Raw genomic sequence first — 22723 nt, 5'->3', positions numbered from 1 at the left:
CCCAATGAGCAAATCTTCCTTCACTAAGCAAAAGGGCGCCATCGCCTGGATGGCGGGACACTCCGTCACCGCGAACCTCATCATGCTCGTCTTCCTCATCGGTGGCAGCATCATGATGCTGCGCGTCAAGCAGGAGATCTTCCCGGAGTTCACCATGGACTTCGTCAACGTCAGCGTCAGCTACCCTGGCGCGGCGCCGGAGGAAGTGGAGCAGAGTATTGTGCTCCCTGTCGAGGAAGCCGTGGAAGGTCTCGACGGCGTGAAGGAAGTCACCTCGACCGCCAACGAAGGCAGCGGCTCGGTCAGCATTGAGCTGGCCGAAGGTTCCGACCTGCAGCAGTTGTCGAACGAGATTAAAAACGAGATCGACCGCATCACCACGTTCCCCGACGAAGCCGAGGAGCCCAATGTCGCCATCGCCAGCCGCAAGCGTGGCGTGGTCACGCTCGCACTCCACGGCAACCTCGACGAGTGGACGTTGCGCAGCGCCGCCGAAACCGTGCGCGATACCTTGCTCAGTAACAGCGGCGTCACGCAAGTCGAACTGGAAGGTGCCCGCGACTATGAAGTCACGATCAACGTTCCGCGCGAAACCCTGCGCCTCTACGGACTCACGCTCAACGACATTGCCGACCTCGTCAGCCAGTCCTCGCTGGACTTGGCTGGCGGCGGCGTCAAGACGGCCACGGGCGAAATTCTGGTCCGCGTTAAAGAGCGCCGCGACTACGCCCGCGAGTTTGAAAACATTCCGATCATCACCACCGACGACGGTGTGCGTGTGCTCCTGGGAGACATCGCGACCATCACCGACGGCTTCGAAGAAGACTCCGATCTCTACGCACACTTCGATGGCGAGCCCGTAGTGCTGCTCGAAGTTTACCGCATCGGCGACCAAACGCCAATCGGTGTTTCCGACGCCACCATGGAAGTCGTGGAGGAACTTCGCGGCACCCTGCCCGAGGGGCTTCACCTCGACGTGATGGACGACCACTCCGAGATCTACCGCCAGCGCGCGGAGCTCCTCGTGAAGAATTTGCTGATGGGCCTCGTACTCGTGCTCCTCGTACTTGGCATCTTCCTGGAAGCGCGCCTCGCCTTCTGGGTCACACTCGGCATTCCAATCTCCTTCCTCGGCGCATTCCTGTTTTTCCCGCCACTGGACACGACCATCAACATGATCACGATGTTCGCGTTCATCATCACGCTCGGCATCGTGGTGGACGACGCCATCGTCGTCGGCGAAAATATTTACAGCCACCACCAACGCGGCAAAAGCTTTGGCGTTGCCGCGATTGATGGCGCGCGCGAGGTCGCCATGCCGGTCGTCTTCAGCGTGCTGACGAACATCGTGGCGTTCATGCCGCTGTTCTTCATCCCCGGCTTTATGGGGAAAGTGTTTGGCGTGATCCCGATCGTCGTCATCGCCGTGTTCAGCATTTCGCTGATCGAATCGCTCTTCATTTTGCCCGCGCACCTTTCACATCAAAAGGACATCCACCCAACGGGTATTCGCGGCAAGCTCCACCACGCGCAGCAACGCTTTGGCAATGCATTCAGTAGTTTCGTTGAGAATCGCTATAGCCCGTGGATTCGCAAAGTGCTCGCTTGGCGCTACGTGGTCGTCGTCATCGGCCTGTCGTTCATGGCCCTGATTTTCTCATACGTCGACAGCGGCCGCATGCACATGATTCTCATGCCGCGCGTTGAGTCCGACTACGCCTACGCCTCCGTCGAGCTCCCCTACGGTTCGCCCGTGGAGCAGACGGAAAAAATTCGCCAACAAGTCCTCGCCGCCGCCGAACGCGTGGTCGCGAAAAATGGCGGCGATCAACTTTCCAAGGGCATATACACGCTCGTGGGTAGCGGCGGCAGCCACGCCGTGGAGTTCCGCGTCTTCCTGACCGACGCCAACACGCGCCCGATTTCGACCATGCAGTTCACGCAGCTTTGGCGCGAAGAAGTTGGCCAGCTTTACGGCATCGACACCAGCAGCTTTGCCTCCGACCGCGGTGGTCCCGGCTCGGGTGATTCCATCACGGTCGAGCTCAGCCACCGCGATACCGACATCCTCGAAGCCGCCGCTGAACGCCTTGCTGGCGAGCTCCGCGAATACCCGCAAACCAAGGACATTAACGACGGCTTCCAGCCCGGCAAGGAGCAGTTTAACTTCACCGTCCGCCCCGAGGCGCAAAGCCTCGGCCTGACCTCACGCGATGTCGCCCAGCAGGTGCGCGGCGCATTCTATGGAGCCGAAGCGATTCGCCAATTACGCGGCCGCCACGAGATCAAAATCATGGTGCGCCTCCCCGAGGAGCAACGCACTTCGGAAGCCGACATTGATTCGCTGATTCTCATGACGCCCAACGGTGGTGAGGTCCCGCTAATCGAGGCTGTGGACATCGACCGCGACCGCGCCTTCACCAGCATCTCGCGCCGCAATGGCCGACGCGTGCTCAACGTGACTGCGGACACCAGCGACCCCGCCGACGCCGGACCTATTCTCGAAGACATCATGGCCAACGTAATGCCCCAAATCGAAGCGGAGTATCCGGGCCTGAGCTACAGCTTTGAAGGCCGCCAAGCCGACATGCAGGAAAGCGTCAGCGCCATGATCATTGGCCTGCTCTTCGCGGTGGGCGGTGTGTATGCCCTGCTGGCCATTCCCTTCAACAGCTATTCGCAGCCGGCGATTGTGATGGTCGCGATTCCGTTCGGCATCGTGGGCGCCGTGATCGGCCACATCATCATGGGTTACAATTTGAGCCTTATGAGCCTTTTCGGCATCGTCGCGCTGAGCGGCGTGGTGGTCAACGACTCGCTCGTGCTGATCGACCGCACCAACCAATTCCGCAAAGACGGTCTTTCTCCGATGGAGGCAATTGCCCAAGCGGCGACCTCGCGTTTCCGCGCCATCGTGCTGACAACGCTAACCACTTTCGGCGGCCTCTTCCCGATGATTATGGAAACCTCGCGCCAAGCCCGCTTCATGATCCCCATGGCGATCTCGCTCGGCTTCGGCATCCTGTTCGCCACGCTGATCATCCTCGTCCTCGTACCCTGCCTCTACGTGATCCTCGAAGACCTGAAGGGTCAGGACATTCTCGAGACGGATACGGAATCAGACGAGTTACCCGCTCAACCTGCAATCCCCCAAACCTAGCAGGCTTGTAGCGTTCTCCCAAAAGTAGCAGCAGGCCTCAAACAACTCAACGGCATAGAGATGAAGACGGTTTTCAATATTGAATAACCTTTGAGCAATTCAATACGAGCGGCCTTCGCGCTTTTCGTAGTAGTTGATGAAGGCGCGGTTGAGGACGCCAAAGCCGCCCGGCGTCGGGTAGTTACCGGTGAAATACCAGTCCCCGTGGTTGTTCGGGCAGCTCTTGTGGAGGTTCTCAATTGTCTGATAAATCACCTTTACCTCGCCGTCCCAATCGGGTGTTTTCGGCGCGACGAGCTCAGCGATTTTCTCCGAAATTTGCTCCGGCGTGAAGTGGTCGTAGAGACGCTTCACGTGGTTGACCATTTCGCTGACCGGCTTTTCGGCCTGCGCGCGGCAGTCGCGGTAAACTTCGTCAATCAGCTCGGTGGCACCGGTGTCCTTCAGGAGCGCAATTGTCGCCTGGAAGGCGATAAACTTGCCGAGCTCGGACATGTCGATGCCGTAGCAGTCCGGGTAGCGGATCTGCGGCGCCGTGGAGGCAATGACAATCGACTTCGGCTCAGTGCGGGAAAGGATGCGCAGGATGGAGCGCTTGAGCGTGGTGCCGCGGACGATGGAGTCGTCGATGCAGACAAGGTGGTCCACGCCGCTTTCGATCTGGCCGTAGGTGATGTCGTAAACGTGCGACGCCATCTGGATACGGTTCGATTCCTGGCTGATAAAGGTGCGAATCTTGATGTCCTTGTGGGCGATTTTTTCGCCGCGCGGCCAGTTGCTCATGATGAGCTCGTCGAGCAACTGCTCGTTGAACTCGCCCTTGGCGTGGGCTTCGAGCAGGCCCTTGCGGACCTGTTCGCGGCGGCGCACACGGAGCTCGTCCATGAGACCGTAGTAGGCCGTCTCGGCGGTGTTCGGAATGAAGCTGAACACGCTGTGACCAAAGTCGTCATCGATCGCGTCGCAAATCTGGTCAGACAAGGCACCACCGAGGGCCTTGCGCTCGGCATAGATTTCCGGGTCGTTGCCGCGGGAGAAGTAAATGCGCTCGAATGAGCACGGCGCGGGATCGGGCGCGGGCTCACGGACCTGGCCGACGCGCAGCTCGCCATTGGCCTTCACGACCACGGCGCTGCCGGGCGCGATTTCCTTCACGTCGCCTTCGTGCTGGTCAAAGATCGTCATCAGCGCCACGCGCTCGGAAGCGAAGGCGACGACATCGTCATTGGCAAAATAATAGGCCGGGCGGATGCCCAGCGGGTCGCGGGTCACGAAGCAGTCGCCGTTGCCGACGAGGCCGCCCAGGGTGTAACCACCATCCCAGTCGTGCGAAGCATCCTTGAGGATATTGATCAGGTCCATGCGCTCGCTAATGATCGCCGCAATCTGATCGCTCGGCACACCGCTGTCGCGCAGCTCGTGGTAGAGGCGCTGGTGCTCTTCATCGAGGTGATAGCCGATTTCCTCGAGGACGGTTTGGGTGTCGGTATTGAAAATAGGGTGCGCGCCGCGGGCGATGAGCTTGGCGTTCAGGTCTTCAACGTTGGTCATGTTGAAGTTACCCGCGAGCATGAGGTTGCGGGTCGGCCAGGGGCTGCGGCGGAAGTAAGGCTGGCAGACGCCCTTGCCGTAACCACCGGAGGTGCCGTAGCGCAGGTGGCCCATCAGGACCTCGCCGCCGAAGGGGAAATTCTTTTTGAAGGTATCCGGAAACTCAGGGAAGATGGTCTTGTTGAGCTTCTTGTTGTAGTCCTTCATGATCTTCTTGACCACGTTGGCGATTGGGTTGCGCCCGTTGTCGCGCTCGCGCTCCATGAACTGCTCACCGGGAGGCATGTCCAGCTTCACACAGCCGATGCCAGCGCCGTCCTGCCCACGGTTATGCTGTTTTTCCATCAGCAAAAACAGCTTCTGGAATCCGTAAAGAAGGTCGTCGTATTGGTCGCGATAATACCGCAACGGCTTCAACAGCCGAACGATCGCAATGCCGCACTCATGCTTAATTTGGTCGCTCATCAGGGAAAGCCCATCGTAGTAAAGGCCGCAAAAGCCAGAAAGCCAGCATGAATTCACGCTCGCGTAACAACGTAACGAAAAACGGTTGATCGCGTCGCGCTGGAGCCTGCATGCTGCCTTGGATTCGGGAGTTTATAGGAGGTGAAAAAATCTCTTATCGGCGCTTTTTTCGCTGTGTCAAATACAGCGGCAGGAGCGTCGACTCGATGTGGGCAAAGGCCGCGTCGAGGCCGTCGGCCTGGTAGACGTCGCCAATGCCGGCCTCGACCTTCGTCGGTTCGCCCATGCAGCCCAGGAAGTCGTTGGCAGTCATGCGGATAAACTCCTCGGTGCGGTCGGCGGGCTTGATGTCCACTTGGGCAAGAATCCACTGGCGCGCATAGAGCGCGAGCACGGCGTCCCCCACCCAGGCGCGGGCTCGGAGGTCGGCAATGTCATCGGTTGGCGGCATATTGGGGATTTAACAGGAAGATTGGGAAGAACGGGAAGACTAAAACCAGCGTTTTTAAATTTTGAACAGAAGGCAGCAAAGAGAGGAAAGGCTGAGAGGCAGGACTTTGAAACTCACGCGAAGACGCGAAGGCGCAAAGAGCCACCCAAAAAAATTAAACATGTTTAAAGTAACCTTCGCGCCTTTGCGTCTTTGCGTGGAAAACGATACGGCGGAGTGGCTTTCCTCTCTTTGCTGCCTTCTGTTCAAAAACCACGCGCCCAACCCTCAGCTTCCCGAGCTGGCGTCGGCGAACTTAAGCGACGTAAAGACCTTATCCTGCATTTTCAGGTCGCTGCCGACCAAGTCCGTGACCGAGATTACGTAAAGATAATCGCCGACTAAGTAGAATTGCGCCTCGCCGTCGTAGCCGGGGTGCCCCTTCAGCGGCGGGGTCTGGAACATCAGCTTCATGCCGTCAATGCCCTCGTAGGTGATGGGGTCCCAGGAAAGCTCTTTGCCGTAGGCGCCGGAGAGGAATTTGCCCTTGGCGTTGCCGTAAATCGTGTCCTTGCCTGCAAAAAAGAGCGCCGCGCCGGGGAGGTCGGAGCAGGCAATGGTCACGTTGCCATCATCGGGCACGACCACCTTGTAAATCTGCGTATTGACGTCGCCCACGATCGAGCTGGAGCTTTCGTTTTTTTCGGTGGGTTTGCCCGGCATCGTCAGGGTGACTTTGTCGCTGTTGATGGAGACGCTTTGCCACTTGAGGTCGGAGGCAAAAGCAGAAGTGGACAGTAGAAGGGAGGAAACAAGGACGGCTAATGACTTCATAAGAAAAATAATAATACCGAATAAGCCTTTAATCAATCGTAAACCCGAATTTGACATGGCGTTTTGCACGGTTGACACTTTACTTTATACCCAACCCTATTAAGCATCATAACTCGTGATCATTACCCAGGCCGAACTCGATTCCGTCATCACCGCCCGGCACGCTGCACCCCATGATATCCTGGGCCTGCACACCGTGAAGCGCAGCGGCGCGCAATGCCTTGTTGCCCGGACTTTTCAGCCCGAGGCCGTCACCTGCGACATCGTCGATGTGCAAACCGACGAACGGTTTCGCCTCAAGCGCCTCTGCCGCGAAGGCTTTTTCGAGGGCGTCATCGAAGGCCGCACCGAAGCGTTCGACTACCGCATCCGCACGGAAAACGCCAATGGCGAAGTTTTCCAAATCTGGGACCCCTACTGCTTCCTGCCGACCATCAGCGAAGACGACGCCTTCCTCTTCGGTCAGGGCAACCACCACCACATTTATCAAAAGCTGGGCGCTCACATAAAACACTACGACGGCGTGCAAGGCACGGCGTTTGCGGTGTGGGCGCCGAGTGCTGAGCGCGTGTCCGTCGTAGGTGAGTTCAACCACTGGGACGGCCGCCGCCACCAAATGCGCCGCCTCGGCAGCTCCGGTGTTTGGGAGCTGTTCCTGCCCGGCATCGGCGTGGGCACCAAGTATAAATACGAGCTCATCGGCGCCGATGGATCACTCCGCCTGAAAAGCGATCCCTACGGCGAATACTTTGAATCGCCCCCGCACAACGCATCCATCGTCTGGGAAATCGACGACTTCGAGTGGCGCGATAACGAGTGGATGAATCAACGCGCCGGCCGCGACTGGAAGACCCAGCCCATTTCCGTTTACGAAGTCCACTTTGGCTCCTGGCGACGCGTCCCCGAGGACGGCAACCGCCCGCTGAATTACCGAGAAATGGCGGCCGAGTTGACCCGCTACGTGCTCGAAATGGGCTTTACCCACGTCGAGCTCATGCCGCTCTCCGAGCACCCCTTCGACGGTTCTTGGGGCTATCAGGTCACCGGCTTTTTCGCGCCCACCCACCGCTTTGGCGCGCCGCAGGACTTCATGTATCTCGTCGATTACCTGCACCGCCACGGCATCGGCGTGCTGATCGACTGGGTCCCCGCGCACTTCCCCAAAGACGCCTTTGCCCTGGCCCAGTTCGACGGCTCCTGCCTCTACGAACACGAAGACCCGCGCCTCGGCGAACACATGGACTGGGGCACGCTCATCTTCAACTACAGCCGCCACGAAGTCCGCAATTTCCTGATCGGCAGTGCGCTGGCCTGGTGCGAGCGTTTCCACATCGACGGCCTCCGCGTCGACGCCGTGGCCTCGATGCTCTACCTCGACTACTCGCGCGAGGATGGCGAATGGATTCCTAATGAATACGGCGGCAATGAGAACATCGGCGCCATCGATTTCCTGCGGCAGGTCAACGACCTCGTCCACCAGTATTTCCCCGGCGTGCTGATGATCGCCGAGGAATCGACGTCCTTCGGCGGCGTAACCAAGCCGACCAGCGAAGGCGGCCTCGGCTTCGACTTGAAGTGGAACATGGGCTGGATGCACGACACGCTCGAATACCTCGCCCACGAGCCCATCCACCGCAAGTACCACCACGGCGAGCTCACCTTTGGCATGCTTTACCAGTATTCCGAGCAGTTCATCACGGTGTTTAGCCACGATGAAGTCGTCCACGGTAAGGGCTCGATGATGCTCAAGATGGGCGCCGGCTACGAGATGTCTCAAAAGGCCGCCGACCTCCGCTGCCTCTACACCTGGATGTGGCTCTGGCCCGGCAAAAAGTGCCTTTTCATGGGCAGCGAGTTTGGGCAGTCACAGGAGTGGAAATACGATGGCCAGCTCCAGTGGGAGCTCCTCCAATACATGGACCACCAGGGCATCAAGCTGCTCATCAAGGACCTCAACGCACTTTACCACCGATATCCCAGCCTCTCGGCGCACGACCTTGACCCCGCGGGCTTTGAGTGGATCAACGGCGACGGTTACTGGGAAGAATCGCTCTCCATCTTCCTCCGCCGCAGCGCCAAGCCGGAGGACACCTTTGTCGTCATTGCGAACTTCACGCCCGTGCACCGGGATACGTTCCGCTTCGGCGTACCGCACGCCGGCCATTGGAAGGAAGTCATCAACAGCAATGCCGATGTATACGGCGGCCAGGGCGCGGGCAACGGCGGCGGCGTGAACTCCATCCCCGGCGAATGGGACAACCGCGAGCACAGCATCGAAGTCGTCCTCCCCGGCCACACCGTGCTGGTCTTCAAATACGAAGGTGCGTAGCGCGCTAAGGCTACACTGAACCCACCGGCGTTCGCGCCCAAATCGTAAAAAAGTGTCAAAAGTCCCGAGCAGTGTCTAGATACGCTTGCCGTTGCGTTCTACATAATTACATGTAGAACCAATGTTACTACTACGGAAGGCGTTAACTCTGCCGGCAATTTTGCTGTGCGCGTTATCAGGAACCTCGGCGTCGACGATTGAAATATCACGTGCTGGCAGCGAGGTAACTGTCACGCTCGAAAACACCTCTGAATTCTACTACGGCGTCGAGTTCAGCGAATACCTGGGCGACTTCGAGACGATTGACATGGCGCTCGGCAGCCCGGCGCCCTCCTTCACCTACGACCGCACCGGCGTGGACGCAAATTGGTTTTTCCGCGGGCAGCCGATCAGCATGTTTGCCCCGCAAGACGCTGATGGCGACGGGCTTGACGATGTTTACGAACTCCAGCGCCCTTACCTCGACCCACTGGACCCCGCCGACGCCCTGGAGGAATCACCGATCTTTGCCGGCCTAACGAACCTCGAAGCTTTCCTGCTGCTCTACGGCCTCGACGACAATGCCCCACAGGTTTACTCCCGCGAGGTGAGCCTCTTCAACTTCGGCGCGTCAATTGGCGGCGAGTATGCGACGATTTCTCGTGAGGTGTCGCTCTTTAATTTCGGCGACTCCTTTGCCAACTACTACAGCCGCGAGGTTTCCATTTTCAATGGCGAGCAACCCGCCATCGCGGGCTACCCGCAGAGTTACTCCCGCGAAGTCAGCGTCTATAATTTCGGCGCAGCAGCCTACAGCATCGAAACGCTGAGCCGCGAAGTCAGCGTCTACAACGGCGAGCAGCCGGCCATCGTCGGCTACCCGCAAAGCTACTCACGAGAGGTCAGCGTCTACAACATGGGCGCACCCATTTACAGCATCGAGGCCGTTTCCCGCGAGGTCTCGATCTACAACGACATTCCCGAATCCTAAGCACATAATGAAAGCACCGCTCACACACGCACTACTGCTCTCCCTCCTGGCTACGGGCAGCGCCAAAGCCATCACCATCCCATCAGACGGATCCGACGGCGCACTCTCGCCCACCAGTGACATCGTCATCGACCTCTCACTGGCCACCACCGGAAATTGGGACGACGACAACTCCGGCAACGCTGGCAACGGCATCTACGACTCTGAGCAGTGGGCCGTGGTCTTCAAATACACTTCGGTCAACATCCCTGCTGATGTCACCGTGAGTTTCATCAACCACCCCACTCACGCCCCCGTGGTGATGCTTGTTTCGGGTGATGTCACCATCGACGGCACGCTCGATATTTCCGGTGAAGCCGGCAACACCGACACCATCGAAAAGCTCGTCTCATCCGAGCCCGGCCCCGGTGGTTTCCGCGGCAGCGCCATCGGCCCAGACGGAGCTGGTGACGGCTATGGCCCCGGCGGCAACACCGGCTCCGGCGAAGGTCTTTACGGCAGCGTTTACGGCAACCCGCAAATCATCCCGCTCATCGGTGGTTCTGGTGGCGGTGCCGACGGCATCAGCGGCGGCGGTGGTGGCGGCGCTATCCTCATTGCAACTCCCGGCAACATCGATATCGATGGCACGATCGACGCCAATGGCGGCATCTCGCCCTCACTTTACGATCCCGACGGCTCCGGCGGCGCCATCCGCCTAATCGCCGACTCCGTAACCGGCATTGGTGCTCTGACCGCGATTGCCCCACAAAGCACGATCGGGTATGGCCGCATCCGCATCGAAGCCAACTCGCTCGACACCAGCGTCCAGCTCGCACCTGACTCGGTAGCAGTGCCACCACTGGAATTCCCTATCATCTGGCCCGCCAGCGATGCGCCAAAGGTCCGCGTGGCCTCCGTCAACGGCGTCACTGCGCCAATCGATCCCGAAGCACCACTGCAAGCCAGCGCCGATATCAACATCGAAAGCAACAGCACGGTGCAAGTCGCCCTCGAAACGACCGACTTCCCGATCTCCGGCGTCGTCGAAGTGCGCGTGGTGAAAAAATACGGGACCTCCAGCTGGGTCACGGCGACCTACTCCACTGGTGATTTCTCCCAGGCCACTTGGATCGCCAACGTCACTTTCGCGCCGGGCTTCACCACGCTGCAAGCCCGCGCCACGGTGCCCTAAGCACAGCCCACTGTCCTTTCCTGCACACGCCTTCGGTTCACCGCCGGAGGCGTTTTCGTTTCAAAACTTAGCCTTCTTCCATCGGCAACTCTTCCGGCTCGGCGCTCCAGATGCGGTAGCGGACCTCGGCGTCGGCTGGCGCGTACACCACGACTGGCAACTTGCTGTTGTAACGGATCAGGTAAGGCCCGCCGCCTAGTTGAATGAAGCGATCGACCTTTGGCGCCCGCGGATCCACTGCCATCATGGTGCCGCCCATCATACCCAAATCCTCGACCACGTAACGCGTATACCCCCAGCCAGGCATGGACTCTGCCTGGATTTTACCACTGTAGAAATAGTTATTGGCGGCATCGAGTTCCAAAGTCCTGCCTACGATAATTTCGACCTTGTAGGCAGACTCATCCAACTGCGGATGCAACTCCAGCACATGGCGCGTCATTCCCTCTTCAGCGGGCGGAAACGCATTCATATTATCGGCCGCGCGAGTCATTGCCACGGTGCCCAGCATCAGGGCGACAGTCAGTAAATTCAATCTTCTCATGCCAATAGGACAGTCTCTCAACCCCGCGGTTCCCTACGGGCAACGGACTGCGCCACGTAGTTGCAATTCTGACAAACCCGGCTACCGATACAGTGATGAAGCATTACAACTATCAGCAGACCCTGGAATCGCTCTGGCAGAAGGCCGTCAACCAATATCAGGCCGGCCAACGGGGCTCCGACACCTATTTCAACGCCGAGGAAACTCAGTGGCTCCGCGACAACGGCATCACGCCGCAGGAGATTTATGACTTCGCCGAAGACTTCAATAACTACGGCGATCCCGACTTCCTGACCTTCGCGCTCGTCACCGACGTCCGCCGCTCGTATTTCCTCAAAGTCATGCGGGGCGAATACACCGGCAAAACGGTCAACCCGGCAGATTACCCGGCCAAAACGGACGAGATCGATGGCATAGTCTGGCTCCCCCGCCTGATCAAAAAAGCCAAAGCCAAACTCCGTGGCGAGCTCGACCTCGACACCATGTATGGCTGCGGCGGCGACCGGAATTTCTTCAAAACACACGACATTGCGCCTTCCGATTTTCTACGCTTTGTAGAGCAGCACATGGACGACGAACAGGCGGTGGTTGAATGGGTAAAATTACGTTCTCCCCAATTCAATGCAATTGGCGCAGAATAACGCTAACGGTTTTTCCAATCTAGAGCCCAGCCGACTTTTCGGTTGGGCTTTTACGTTTAATTAGAAGCATTTATCATCGCCATTTCCTAAACAGGGAATAAAGATAGTGGTTGAAAACACTGACTACTGCAAAACGGCCATTCAGCAATCCGCCTATTTGGGGTCAAAAAATCTACTACCTGGGTAATATTGTGGCCTGCTGATGCACACGGCCATTAACAAGCCTTAACTAAGCCATTAAGCGAATGAATCTTTCGCATACTACTTTCTGCCTACTACATCGCAGCATCTGCGGTGTTCTTCTTACAGCCTGCTCCCTGCAAGCACAGACCTACGTGAACATCAACGCCACGGGCGCCAACACTGGGACCAGTTGGGAAAATGCCTACACCGACTTGCAAACCGCGTTCGACGAAGGCCAGAGTTCGAATATCTGGGTGGCGCGCGGTGTTTACAAGCCCAATGGCACAGACCGCACTACTACTTTTTCCCTCCCGAGCGGTAAGACAATCTACGGCGGTTTTGAAGGGGACGAAACCCACGTCAACCAGCGCGACCCCAATCCTCTGACCAATGGCTGTGTCCTTTCAGGCGACATAGGTGTAGAGGGCGACGACTCGGATAATAGCTACCATGTCCTGAGCGTCACCGGCATTAACTCCAACGTAAAAATAGAAGGCTTTACCGTCACCGGCGGCAACGCCAATGGCGGCGGGACCGATCAGAATATTGGCGGTGGCGTGATCATCCAGGACAACTTCAGCTTCGTCTATTTCGCTTCAATGCGTTTCATCGGCAATCAGGCCAGTAACGGTGGCGGCGCGATGTATGTCCACGGCTCCACCGCACTGATCCACACCAGTCAATTTCTGGCCAACCGAGCGGGTAACCGCGGCGGTGCGATATATTTTTATTACGAAGGCCGCGTGCAGCTATACAACAGCGCCTTCGTCGGAAACGAAGTCTACAACGCATCCAGCGCCGGTGGCGCTATGTATGCCTACGGTAAAAATAGCTACGACAACGAATACACTGAAGGCGTATTCTGGATCTACAATTGTACCTACACCGCCAATGCCGCTGTATCTGACGGTGGCGCGATCGCCAACTGGGGCCCCAGCAGTTCCCAATCTGCCTCTACGCGTCTGGTCAATTGCATCGCCTGGGACAACACGGCCAGCACGGATCCCAATGTGGACCCCCCACTCACCGATCAAAGCGTCAACAACTACATCGGTGTCGATCCCGACTTCCGTTTCGCACCTGACTCCGGCGACGGGGATTGGCTCACGCTGGAAGACAATTACTACGGCGACCTGCGTTTGCACGAGTCCTCTTCGCTCATCGATGCGTTTGAGTATTACTACATGGGCACGGACTACACCGACCTCGACAATGACCTGTCCACCAGCGACTCCCTGCCCTATGACCTGGCCTTCCGCCCGCGTGTTAACAACACCATGGAGCCCGGTGCCTACGAATACTACGATCCCATCTTTTTCGTTGATCAGTCCGTTGCAGAGCCCGGCGATGGCAGCTCTTGGGAAAAGGCATTTCAGGAGCTGAGCGAAGCTCTCGAATACAGTCGCGAAGGCGATCAGTTCTGGGTGGCAGAAGGTATTTACAAGCCAGGAACAGAACGCAGTGACACATTCACGGTCAATCCCGGCGTCACCGTATTTGGCGGATTTCCAGCGGGTGGTGGACGTCGTGGCTTCGAGGCGCGTGACTACAATCCGCTGACGAACAACACCGTGCTGAGCGGCGACTTAAATGGCGATGACACGACGGGCTTCAGCAATCGCTCGGACAACAGCTACCATGTCGTATCGTTCATTCATGGCTTCGACGATCCTTGGCTGGATGGGTTCACCATTCACGGCGGCAACGCCAACGGCTCCGGCAACCATCAAAACGGCGGCGGCATTTATAGCGCCTACAGCAGCAGCTCCCAGCCCAGGCTCGCTAATCTGTTCATCACAGACAATCGGGCAGATAACCAAGGGGGCGGCATGTTTGCCGGCGGTTACATCAAGCTGCTCAACTCCCAGGTCCGCAACAACGAAGCAGCCCTCGGTGGAGGCATGTCGCTGTCCAATAACTATAGCAATATCACCAATGTGCTGGTGGCCGACAACAACGCCACTTCTCAGGGTGGCGGAGTTTACATGCTGAACGCCTACGCCCAGATGAATAACATCACCGTGGCGCATAATTCTGCTCCAGCAGGTAGCGCCTTCTATGGAGAAATAGCCTCTGAGAACTCTCTCTTCAACTCGATCATATGGGGTAACACCGGCTCGACGAACGCCGTTGAAAACGTGCCCTTTATCCTCGGCGCCAGCCACAACCTAAATCAGGACGACGGCGCCGAAGACCCATTGCTAGATCCCACGACCTTTGAGCTTTCGGTCGGCTCGCCCGCAATTGATGCAGGCAGCAATATTCGTCGTGGCATCGACTGGGCAGACACCGACCACGATGGAAATTTCTCCGAAGAAATCCCGACCGACGGCTTTGGCTTCTGGCGGCTAGATGGCGCGTTTGTCGACATCGGCGCCTACGAATACCAACACCCGTTATCCGGTCTGGACAACACGCGCTTCACTGAATCCTGGGAAATCGGTCTGGGCGATGGAGACATTGAAACCTTCCTACCTCAACCCTGGATCTGCACTGACGAAGATTTGAACATTGTCTGGCGCCCTGGCCCAAGCGCCGAAGGCCAGCGCTTTAACCAGACAACTCCCCTCCCCGCCCCTGCACACGGCCAACACGTACTGTACATCGCCGCCGATGAAACCTTCGTGTATCGCTTTGCCGGAGTCGAATTAGCCAATGACACACTCTACGAACTGAATGCCGCCATCGGCTATGATCTCCTCGTAGATTCGGATGGCTGGAGCTTGGAGCTCTGGATAGATTCCGACGAAGACGGCAACTTTGAACCTGATACGGACGACGCGCAATTAGCCTCGCTGACACGCCACTCAGCAGGTGCGAACAATCCGGATGAAGGGCTATGGGCACCCAACCGTCTAAGCTATGTTTACAACGCAGCACAGCACGCTGCGTTTCTGGGCAAGCCCATCATCGTGGCCCTGACCAACCGCGAAGCTGACACCACCGCTTATTTCGACAATGTCTCCTTTGCCGTCACGACCGAAGCCACCCTGGCAGCGACCACTCCCGCATCCAAATCGGTCGGTAATGCGATCGATGCGCCCATCGTGATGAGTTTCAACGACGACATCAGCGCTGACACGATTAATACTGGCAGCATGCTCGTCAGCGGATCAATCAGCGGACAAATTAGCGGTAGCATCAGCATCGATGGGAACGAAATAACCTTCACGCCAAATGCGCCTCTCGAATTGGGCGAGACAATCAGCGTCACCTTTACCGACGCCGCCAAATCGTCGGGCAATGCCTCGCTTGCAGGCAACGACTTCACATTCCAAACCGAACTGGCTCCAGAAGTCGATTGGTTCGCGCGTCTGAATCACCAGCGCCCCGACAGCATCATCGGCAACTTTGTGGATGCTGCCACTGGAGACTTCCGCCCTGCTATTTCCTTGATCGATGTGCAGGGAGCACGCGGCTTGGGCTTCCCGATTTCGTATCATTCACTCTTCACCTCCACCATCGGTGAAGTTGGCTACGCCTGGACACACGCTTATGAAATCCGCCTCACTGGCGATCCCAATGGCGAGGTCTACTTGCGCTGGGACAACACTCGCCGCAATACCTTCCACTACCGCGGCCCCGGCACACCTTATTTCTCCGACGAGCCATCAATGATCGATTACCAGCTCGTTCGACAGGACGACGGTTCATGGCTGCTGAGCACTCCAAGTAAAATACACTATGAATTCGACGCCAACGGGCGCCTCAACCGTGTGGGCAACGCCGTCTTTCAATGGCTCCAGCTTCACTACACCAATGGCATGCTGACGCGCATCGAAGAACCCATTGCCGAGAAATCCATTTTCCTCACCTACAACGAAGATGGCTTCATCGAAACCGTCAGCGACGACATCCAACGTCAGGTCACGCTGAGCTACGACGACGAAGGCCGACTAGTCGGCGTATCGGACCCAATGCTCTTTGGCGAAGGCCTGATTGGCGATTCCATCGGCGCACCGAAATCCATACCTGACGGTGGCGCACCGCTCACCCACAATATGGTCGTCAATACCATGGGCGCCGTTGGTAAGCTACGCATCGAAACAGGTTTACTCACCGCCGGCGCCGACATGACCGACGTGACCATCACCCTTTTCGCTCCCTCGGGCAAAAGCGTAGTCATCCACGACCAGGAGGCGCATGGTTATGACTTTTCTGGTGAAATCATCGATGGCTTCGACGGCGAATCACTTGCTGGCACATGGCAACTCCAGATTCAGGATCAAGCCGGTAGCGGCAGTAGCTTTCTGCTCGACTGGCAAATGAGCTACACCGGCTCCAGCAACACGACCCAGTTCATATACGAGGATGGCGCGTTCCCCGCCGCAGGCCGCATTAGCCAAGCCACAGATCTTTTCGGTCATCAGCTCTACGCCAATACATACGACGACTCGGGGCGTGTCTTGACGCAGGATGATGGCCTGACAACCAACCAAATGGTAACGCTCTCTTATACGCCTAATGGCGATGCGTTGACCACCGTTTACTCTGACCGCTTGGGCAACGATTTCACGCTCGCCTACAATGATGCGCGCTTCCTCACCAAGCTCATTGACTCTCGTGGAGCTATCACCGAATACGAGCTCAATTCCGTGGGCGACCGCATCAGTATGACCAATCCACTCGGCTGGACTTGGCTCTTTGAATACGATGAATTCGGCAACCTAACCAAAATGACCAACCCCTATGGCGCGGTTTACCCGTTTGCCTACGACGACAATGGCAACGTCATCGACATCAACGACGGCAAAACCACGCTCGAATATGATGAGCTCAATAACGCGATTTCCCTCAAGCACCCGAGCGGCAATGTCCGCGCCAATGAATACGACCCGACCAGCCAATTGAGCGAAACTCGCGACTTTCGCTTTGATGATGACGATGCAACCCTCAGCGAAACAACCTACGTGCTATGGAACGGCTCCATTGGCCGCGAACGCACGATGACGCTCCCGGATGGCGCCACCATTGTCACCATTTACGACGCAATCGGGCGAGTTATTGAGACAACCAATACCAACGACCAAACCAATACCACTGAGTTCACCCAAACCGGCCAAGTCGCCTCCACTACCGACCCACTCGGCTATCAGGAATTTTTCGCCTACGACTACCGTGGACGCATGATCTCCAAGATAGACAAGAACGGCAATGTCTCGACCTTCAGCTATGACGGCAACGACAACATGGTCCAGCGTGTCGAGTATCTCGACGAGTCGACACCGCTCATTACCACAATTCAATACGATGGCGAAGACCGCCCAACGGTCAGCACCGACCCTGCCGGGAACTCCACAACGCGCGTCTACGACGCTATGGGCAACACCGTCAAAACCATCGACGCTGAAGGCCGCTACACACTGACCCGCTACGACCTCAACGGCGACGAAACAGAACGCTACGACCAGAACGGCAAACTCATTCTGCGCACAACCTATGATCGCCTCGGCTTGCCGGAATACGAGCTCGATAGCGATGGCTTCGAAACGTATTTCACCTATTCCGGCCTTCAAACGCCAACAGCGGCCTACACCCAAGGTAAAATTCAGGCAGGGTCATATACGCAAAATTCTGACGAGGTAGCAATCAGCGGACCAGGCGGTTCCCGCACAATTCGCTCGACCTACGGCGTCTCGCAAATCCGCAATCCGGCTGACACCCGCACCAGCTTTTACTTTGATGCCAATGGCCGCGTGACTTCCGCCATCACCTACGGCAGTCAGAATCTGGAAACGCGTTGGGAATACGACAACAGCGGCAACATGACGCAAATAGAACGCCCGAGCGCCCGCAATATCCGCTACAGATACGATGAACTTGGCCGTATCGGCAGCATCGAACCGAGTAATGGCGCTAAAGGTCGCGCCTACGAATACGATCCTAAGGGCAACCTGCTGACCGTTACCCAAACAACGCCTTTTGACTTCAATCCACTTCCCGATGAAGTCATCAGCCACGAATACGATGCCCTGGATAGATTGGTGAGTTACACCGATTCGGGCGGTAATAAAATACGCTTCCAATACGATCTGGCAGGTCGAGTCTCGTTGATTGTTTATCCGGATAACAAGACCGTCGCCTACGCCTATAATGACGCTGGTCAGCTTATCAGCGTCACCGACTGGGCTGCACGCCGCACCTCATATGCCTACAATGACATTGGCCGCGTCTCACGCATCGATTTCCCAAATGGCGCTTACCGCGAAATTTTATACAATAACTCAGGCGGCATCACCAAACGCTACGACCGCGAGCCCGATGGCGCCGTCATCGTTGGTTACGAATACGTCCGCAATCTTCCCACCGAACTTGCCGCGGAAGTCCCCCTACACGAGGAGGCCCCATATCTCCCCGCCGACGTGACCATGACCTATGACGGTCACGACCGGTTGCTGACCTACAACGGCGAATCGGTCGAAGTCTCGATGGATGGCAACATGACCACGCCACCCGCATCACTTGGTTTGGGCACACTCGAATTTGATTCCCTCAACCGACTGATCACTCAAAACTACACCAACACCTTTGAATACGACCCCGCCGATCGGCTGATCAACTGGAACATCAACGGCGAGTCAACGGACTTCATTGTTCACCCTGGCGGTGGCCTCGGCCAAACCCTTGTCAAAGTCGATGAGGACGGCACTCGCACCAATTATGTTTATGGCATCGGCCTGATTTATCAGGAAACTGAGGGCGCTACCCGCACCTTCCACTATGACACCCGGGGCAGCACCGCAGCGCTTTCTGACGACAGCGGCGCGACTGTTGGCCGCATATCCTACGGTCCATGGGGCGAGATCGCCAACCGCACTGGGGACACCGACACCGTGTTCCTTTATTGCGGGCTATACGGCGTCATGACTTCGCCACAGGGCCTCGTGAACATGCGCTTCCGCTGGTATCTGCCAGAACTCAAGCGCTTCATTTCGGCCGACGCCCACCGCGGCAATATCTTTCGTGCAGACTCGATGAACCGCTTCGCCTATGCGAACAATAATCCGATCACGCGCATCGATCCCAATGGCGAACTAGCCTTCCTCGCGCCACTGGTAGGGGCAACGGTTGGCGCAGTCGTCGGCGCAACCACAACGCTAGTCGTAGACTTCATAGATGACGGCCAGATAAACACTCCCTGGCAGGAATATGCCGGTGCAGCCATCGGCGGCGCTGTAACCGGCGCGATTCTCACGGTCAATCCCACGCTACTCTTCACCGCCGGGGCGGCGGGAGCCTTCAGCGAAAGTCTCTTTGTCGGAATAACTGATCCTGAGACCGACCTGACGTTGCAAGGCCTCGCCACCGACACCCTTATCGGCGGCGCGCTGGGCAAAATCGGCCCCGCCGGCAAGAAAGCAGGGAAAAGTGTAAAAACCGCAGTCTTCGGCGCTGGCAAAAAGTCGTTCAACATGGCTAAAAGGCGCGCCGTTTCCGGCTGGGGTGACATTTTGGCGCTTGAGGCTAAAGAATCACTCAAGGAAGTCTTTAAAGGAGTCGGTAAAAAGGTCGCAGGTCGCGTCGTCGTGAACTCTGTAATCGATGGATTCGCCGGTGATCCCACCGGCATTGACGCCCCTGGAGGCGGCGTCGGGGATGGCGGCTCCGGGGGCGGGCTCCCACCGGGCAACGCCAGTGTCTTCCTCCGAACAATCAACGAACCGCAACAGGGCGTCACCGGCATCTACGGCGCCGATCTCCACTGGAGCATCTATGTGGAAGCCCTCCAACGCGCCGGCCGCCCCGTGCCTAGCCACCCCAACCAGACAGTCGATAATTTCTAAGCTGCGCCGAACATGAAGTACCTAACATTCATCCTAGTTTCTACCCTGCTCATCCCAGTAGCGAACGCGCGCTCACATCAGTTTGACGACCTCGGGCGCCTCACCCGAGTGGCTTACCCCTCCGGTGGCGGCATTGCCTACACCTATGATCTGGCGGGCAACCTACTAAACACAACCACCCTCGACTTACCGGCTGCGCCAAGTGGATTCACCGCCACACGAAGCGAAGAAGGCGAAGCTGTGCTTAGCTGGGTGGACGAGGCCGACAACGAGACCGAGTACCGCGTTTATCGCCTCAACCTGTATCCTGACGGCCAACTGAATCCTAACGCTAGCGTTGTCGCCACCCTGCCTGCTGGCAGCACGACCTATACCGACACCAACATCTATGGCCAAACGAATTACGAGTACTGGGTCGTCGCGGTGAACGACGATGGCGAGTCCGCCCAAACACTGCCCAAGCTCGCCATCGACCCCACTCCGTTTGTCATCAAAACTGTGACCGTGGAAAGCGCGGGTGGCCGTAAGATGGCCGTTACCTGGAACTCAATCAGCGGCGATTATTATTCCATTCAGACCAGCACGGACATGATTTTTTGGGACTACGAACCAATCCTGCCCAATCCAGAAATCTACACAGGCAGCCAGCGCATCATTATACTCGGTAATTTTAGCGGCGATGAAAGCACCGTGGAAATCGAACTGCCCGAATCCGAATCCCAAGTTTTCGTTCGCGTCGTACACCGTTAAATCTTTTGTTGGGAAGAAACCCGATGAAGCATTATAATTATCACACTCAGCTCAAAACCCTCTGGCAAAAAGCAGTCGACGCCTATGCCGACGGCAACCGCGACTCCACCACCATTTTCACCACCGAAGAAACCCTCTGGCTCACCGCCAACGGCGTGAGCACGCAGGAGATTTATGACTTCGCCGAAGACTACAATGCCGTCGGCGAGCCGGATTTCACCACCTTCGCCATGATAACCGATGTGCGGCGCTCGTATTTCCACGACAAGATGAAGGGCCAACCCAGCGATCAGACCATCGCCCCAGCCAAGCTCCCCGCCAAGGACGCCGAGGCCGACGGCATTGTCTGGCTCCCCCGTATCACCGCCAAAGCCCGGGCCAAGCTCCGCGGCGAGCTCGACCCCGACACCATGTACAGCTGCCCCGGCGACCGCAAATTCCTGAAGCTCCACGACATCCATCCCGCCCAGTTTTTAAAGGTCGTCGCAGACCACTTCGACGACGACTCCGCGATCGTCAGCTGGGTCAAGCAGCACATCGGGGAAGGCTGAATGAAGCGCTCATCCCGGGAATAAACCCAGCGGTTAGCTCATCCCACCATCACTAAACAGGGTCTGGAGCCCCCAGATTCATGGTTGCACCGTGGCGACGTTTTACCATTGAATCAAGACTCAGCCTGCTCAGCAGACCCTCAGCACTCATGCGAAAAAACTTTCTTTCCATCATCATTGCCCTGGCTTGTTTCAGCGGCCAAGCGCAAGCCTTCACCCCGACCGAGGACGGCCTATATGCGGTATTCGACACCAGCATGGGCGAGTTTACGTGCCAGCTTTACTTCGAAGACACTACGCAGACCGTAGCCAACTTTATCGGCCTGGCCGAAGGCACACAGGAGTGGCTCGATCTGACAACTGGCAAGATTCAGCAAAACCATCCGTTTTATGATGGCATCATTTTCCACCGAGTCATCGAGGGCTTCATGAACCAAGCTGGCTCGCCCAATGGACAAGGCACCGATGGCCCAGGCTACAATATTTTTGACGAGATTATCTTCAATGATTCCAACTTTGATTTTTCCCGGACTGGTTTGCTGGCAATGGCGAATTCTGGCGCCGCCAACAGCGGGGGATCGCAGTTTTTTGTAACGGTCAGCCAACCGACTTACCTCAATAACAAGCACACGATATTTGGCGAAGTTGTCGACGGCATGGCGGTAGTCACTGCGATCAACGAGGCGCCGACCACCGATGACAAGCCCGATGAAGATATCGTGATCAACTCCGTTACGATCATCCGGCAAGGTTCAGCCGCCCTTGCCTTTGACGCCTCTGCCTATAACATTCCCACCTTGGGCGAATCGGATATCACTGCCTCTGTAGTGGACGATGTATACTACTTGAGCTTCGATATTCAGCCGGACATGTCCTATAATGTTTACAGCAGCCCGGACCTCCAAACCTGGAGTTCTATTGGCAGCCTTGGACGCTATAATACCGGCACAGGAGTACAAGCATTTTCGGTTGGCTCAACCTTGCCGGGTGGAACACAAGGCTTTTGGTCTGGAGTCCGCACCCAATACCCAAGCTTGCCCAATGGCGGCTACACAATTGAGATCATTAACGCCTCTACCTCCACCGTTATCTACACCATCCCACTCAATAGCGACCTGACCGGTAACTTCAACCAAACTGGTGGCACGTCATATGAGATCAATTACTACGAATGGCACGACTTCGGCGGAGACCATGCAACAATTTACCTGGAGGGGCCTGTAGTCCGTCCGCTACAATTCTACCTTTCGGGTGGCACAACCGGTGAGGCCATCTTGTTTCTCGAAGCCACCAGCGGCTCCGCAGAAGATTTCATCACTGGGTTGGAATACGAAATCAAACTCACCGTCCCCTAAGC

13 protein-coding genes are annotated in these 22723 nt (G+C 57.1%); 9 read left to right on the top strand and 4 right to left on the bottom strand.

Annotation, left to right across the window (positions count from 1 at the left end; all coding sequences use genetic code 11):
• The first annotated feature begins 4 nt into the window (after positions 1-4).
• Complete coding sequence (locus RBB62_RS12725) at positions 5-3160, top strand: efflux RND transporter permease subunit (protein WP_309399280.1); 3156 nt, start codon at positions 5-7, stop codon at positions 3158-3160.
• 99 nt (positions 3161-3259) lie between these two features.
• Here RBB62_RS12725 and RBB62_RS12720 read toward each other — a convergent pair whose 3' ends face one another.
• From RBB62_RS12720 to RBB62_RS12710, 3 genes are all read right to left on the bottom strand, one after another.
• Complete coding sequence (locus RBB62_RS12720) at positions 3260-5176, bottom strand: amidophosphoribosyltransferase (RefSeq protein WP_309399279.1); 1917 nt, start codon at positions 5174-5176, stop codon at positions 3260-3262.
• 154 nt (positions 5177-5330) lie between these two features.
• Positions 5331-5627: a hypothetical protein gene (locus tag RBB62_RS12715; protein ID WP_309399277.1), complete on the bottom strand. Its 297-nt coding sequence runs from the start codon at positions 5625-5627 to the stop codon at positions 5331-5333.
• A 267-nt stretch (positions 5628-5894) separates the two neighbouring features.
• Positions 5895-6440, bottom strand: coding sequence for a hypothetical protein (locus RBB62_RS12710; RefSeq protein ID WP_309399275.1), 546 nt, complete (start codon positions 6438-6440; stop codon positions 5895-5897).
• Between the two features lie 115 nt (positions 6441-6555).
• Here RBB62_RS12710 and glgB point away from each other — a divergent pair, with 115 nt between their 5' ends.
• The 3 genes from glgB to RBB62_RS12695 all read left to right on the top strand — a co-directional run bounded on the left by glgB (position 6556) and on the right by RBB62_RS12695 (position 10913).
• A complete protein-coding gene (glgB, locus tag RBB62_RS12705) occupies positions 6556-8769 on the top strand; it encodes a 1,4-alpha-glucan branching protein GlgB (protein ID WP_309399273.1) in 2214 nt (737 codons plus the stop codon).
• A 121-nt stretch (positions 8770-8890) separates the two neighbouring features.
• Positions 8891-9739, top strand: coding sequence for a hypothetical protein (locus RBB62_RS12700; RefSeq protein WP_309399272.1), 849 nt, complete (start codon positions 8891-8893; stop codon positions 9737-9739).
• Positions 9740-9746: 7 nt separating this feature from the next.
• Positions 9747-10913 carry a hypothetical protein gene (locus tag RBB62_RS12695; protein WP_309399271.1) on the top strand — a complete coding sequence of 389 codons (1167 nt, stop codon included), beginning with the start codon at positions 9747-9749 and terminating at the stop codon, positions 10911-10913.
• Positions 10914-10980: 67 nt separating this feature from the next.
• Here RBB62_RS12695 and RBB62_RS12690 read toward each other — a convergent pair whose 3' ends face one another.
• Positions 10981-11457 carry an ecotin gene (locus tag RBB62_RS12690; protein WP_309399270.1) on the bottom strand — a complete coding sequence of 159 codons (477 nt, stop codon included), beginning with the start codon at positions 11455-11457 and terminating at the stop codon, positions 10981-10983.
• Between the two features lie 95 nt (positions 11458-11552).
• Between RBB62_RS12690 and RBB62_RS12685 the strand changes: the two genes are divergently transcribed.
• From RBB62_RS12685 to RBB62_RS12665, 5 genes are all read left to right on the top strand, one after another.
• Positions 11553-12098: a DUF5069 domain-containing protein gene (locus RBB62_RS12685; protein ID WP_309399269.1), complete on the top strand. Its 546-nt coding sequence runs from the start codon at positions 11553-11555 to the stop codon at positions 12096-12098.
• 245 nt (positions 12099-12343) lie between these two features.
• A complete protein-coding gene (locus tag RBB62_RS12680) occupies positions 12344-20065 on the top strand; it encodes an RHS repeat-associated core domain-containing protein (protein ID WP_309399268.1) in 7722 nt (2573 codons plus the stop codon).
• 12 nt (positions 20066-20077) lie between these two features.
• Positions 20078-20815: an RHS repeat domain-containing protein gene (locus RBB62_RS12675; protein ID WP_309399267.1), complete on the top strand. Its 738-nt coding sequence runs from the start codon at positions 20078-20080 to the stop codon at positions 20813-20815.
• A 23-nt stretch (positions 20816-20838) separates the two neighbouring features.
• On the top strand, positions 20839-21366 hold the full coding sequence (locus tag RBB62_RS12670) for a DUF5069 domain-containing protein (protein WP_309399266.1): 528 nt from the start codon (positions 20839-20841) through the stop codon (positions 21364-21366).
• 149 nt (positions 21367-21515) lie between these two features.
• Complete coding sequence (locus RBB62_RS12665; RefSeq protein ID WP_309399264.1) at positions 21516-22721, top strand: peptidylprolyl isomerase; 1206 nt, start codon at positions 21516-21518, stop codon at positions 22719-22721.
• Positions 22722-22723: the final 2 nt, after the last annotated feature.

Source organism: Cerasicoccus maritimus, assembly GCA_031296935.1.
Lineage (GTDB): Bacteria > Verrucomicrobiota > Verrucomicrobiia > Opitutales > Cerasicoccaceae > Cerasicoccus > Cerasicoccus maritimus.
The sequence above is the reverse complement of the archived record's forward strand: the minus strand, read 5'-3'. Positions and strand labels throughout refer to the sequence as shown.

Coding starts and splice junctions, on each gene's coding strand:
- RBB62_RS12725 (WP_309399280.1), top strand. CDS start 5: ATGAGCAAATCTTCCTTCACTAAGCAAAAGGGCGCCATCGCCTGGATG.
- RBB62_RS12720 (WP_309399279.1), bottom strand. CDS start 5,176: ATGAGCGACCAAATTAAGCATGAGTGCGGCATTGCGATCGTTCGGCTG.
- RBB62_RS12715 (WP_309399277.1), bottom strand. CDS start 5,627: ATGCCGCCAACCGATGACATTGCCGACCTCCGAGCCCGCGCCTGGGTG.
- RBB62_RS12710 (WP_309399275.1), bottom strand. CDS start 6,440: ATGAAGTCATTAGCCGTCCTTGTTTCCTCCCTTCTACTGTCCACTTCT.
- RBB62_RS12700 (WP_309399272.1), top strand. CDS start 8,891: ATGTTACTACTACGGAAGGCGTTAACTCTGCCGGCAATTTTGCTGTGC.
- RBB62_RS12695 (WP_309399271.1), top strand. CDS start 9,747: ATGAAAGCACCGCTCACACACGCACTACTGCTCTCCCTCCTGGCTACG.
- RBB62_RS12690 (WP_309399270.1), bottom strand. CDS start 11,457: ATGAGAAGATTGAATTTACTGACTGTCGCCCTGATGCTGGGCACCGTG.
- RBB62_RS12685 (WP_309399269.1), top strand. CDS start 11,553: ATGAAGCATTACAACTATCAGCAGACCCTGGAATCGCTCTGGCAGAAG.
- RBB62_RS12680 (WP_309399268.1), top strand. CDS start 12,344: ATGAATCTTTCGCATACTACTTTCTGCCTACTACATCGCAGCATCTGC.
- RBB62_RS12675 (WP_309399267.1), top strand. CDS start 20,078: ATGAAGTACCTAACATTCATCCTAGTTTCTACCCTGCTCATCCCAGTA.
- RBB62_RS12670 (WP_309399266.1), top strand. CDS start 20,839: ATGAAGCATTATAATTATCACACTCAGCTCAAAACCCTCTGGCAAAAA.
- RBB62_RS12665 (WP_309399264.1), top strand. CDS start 21,516: ATGCGAAAAAACTTTCTTTCCATCATCATTGCCCTGGCTTGTTTCAGC.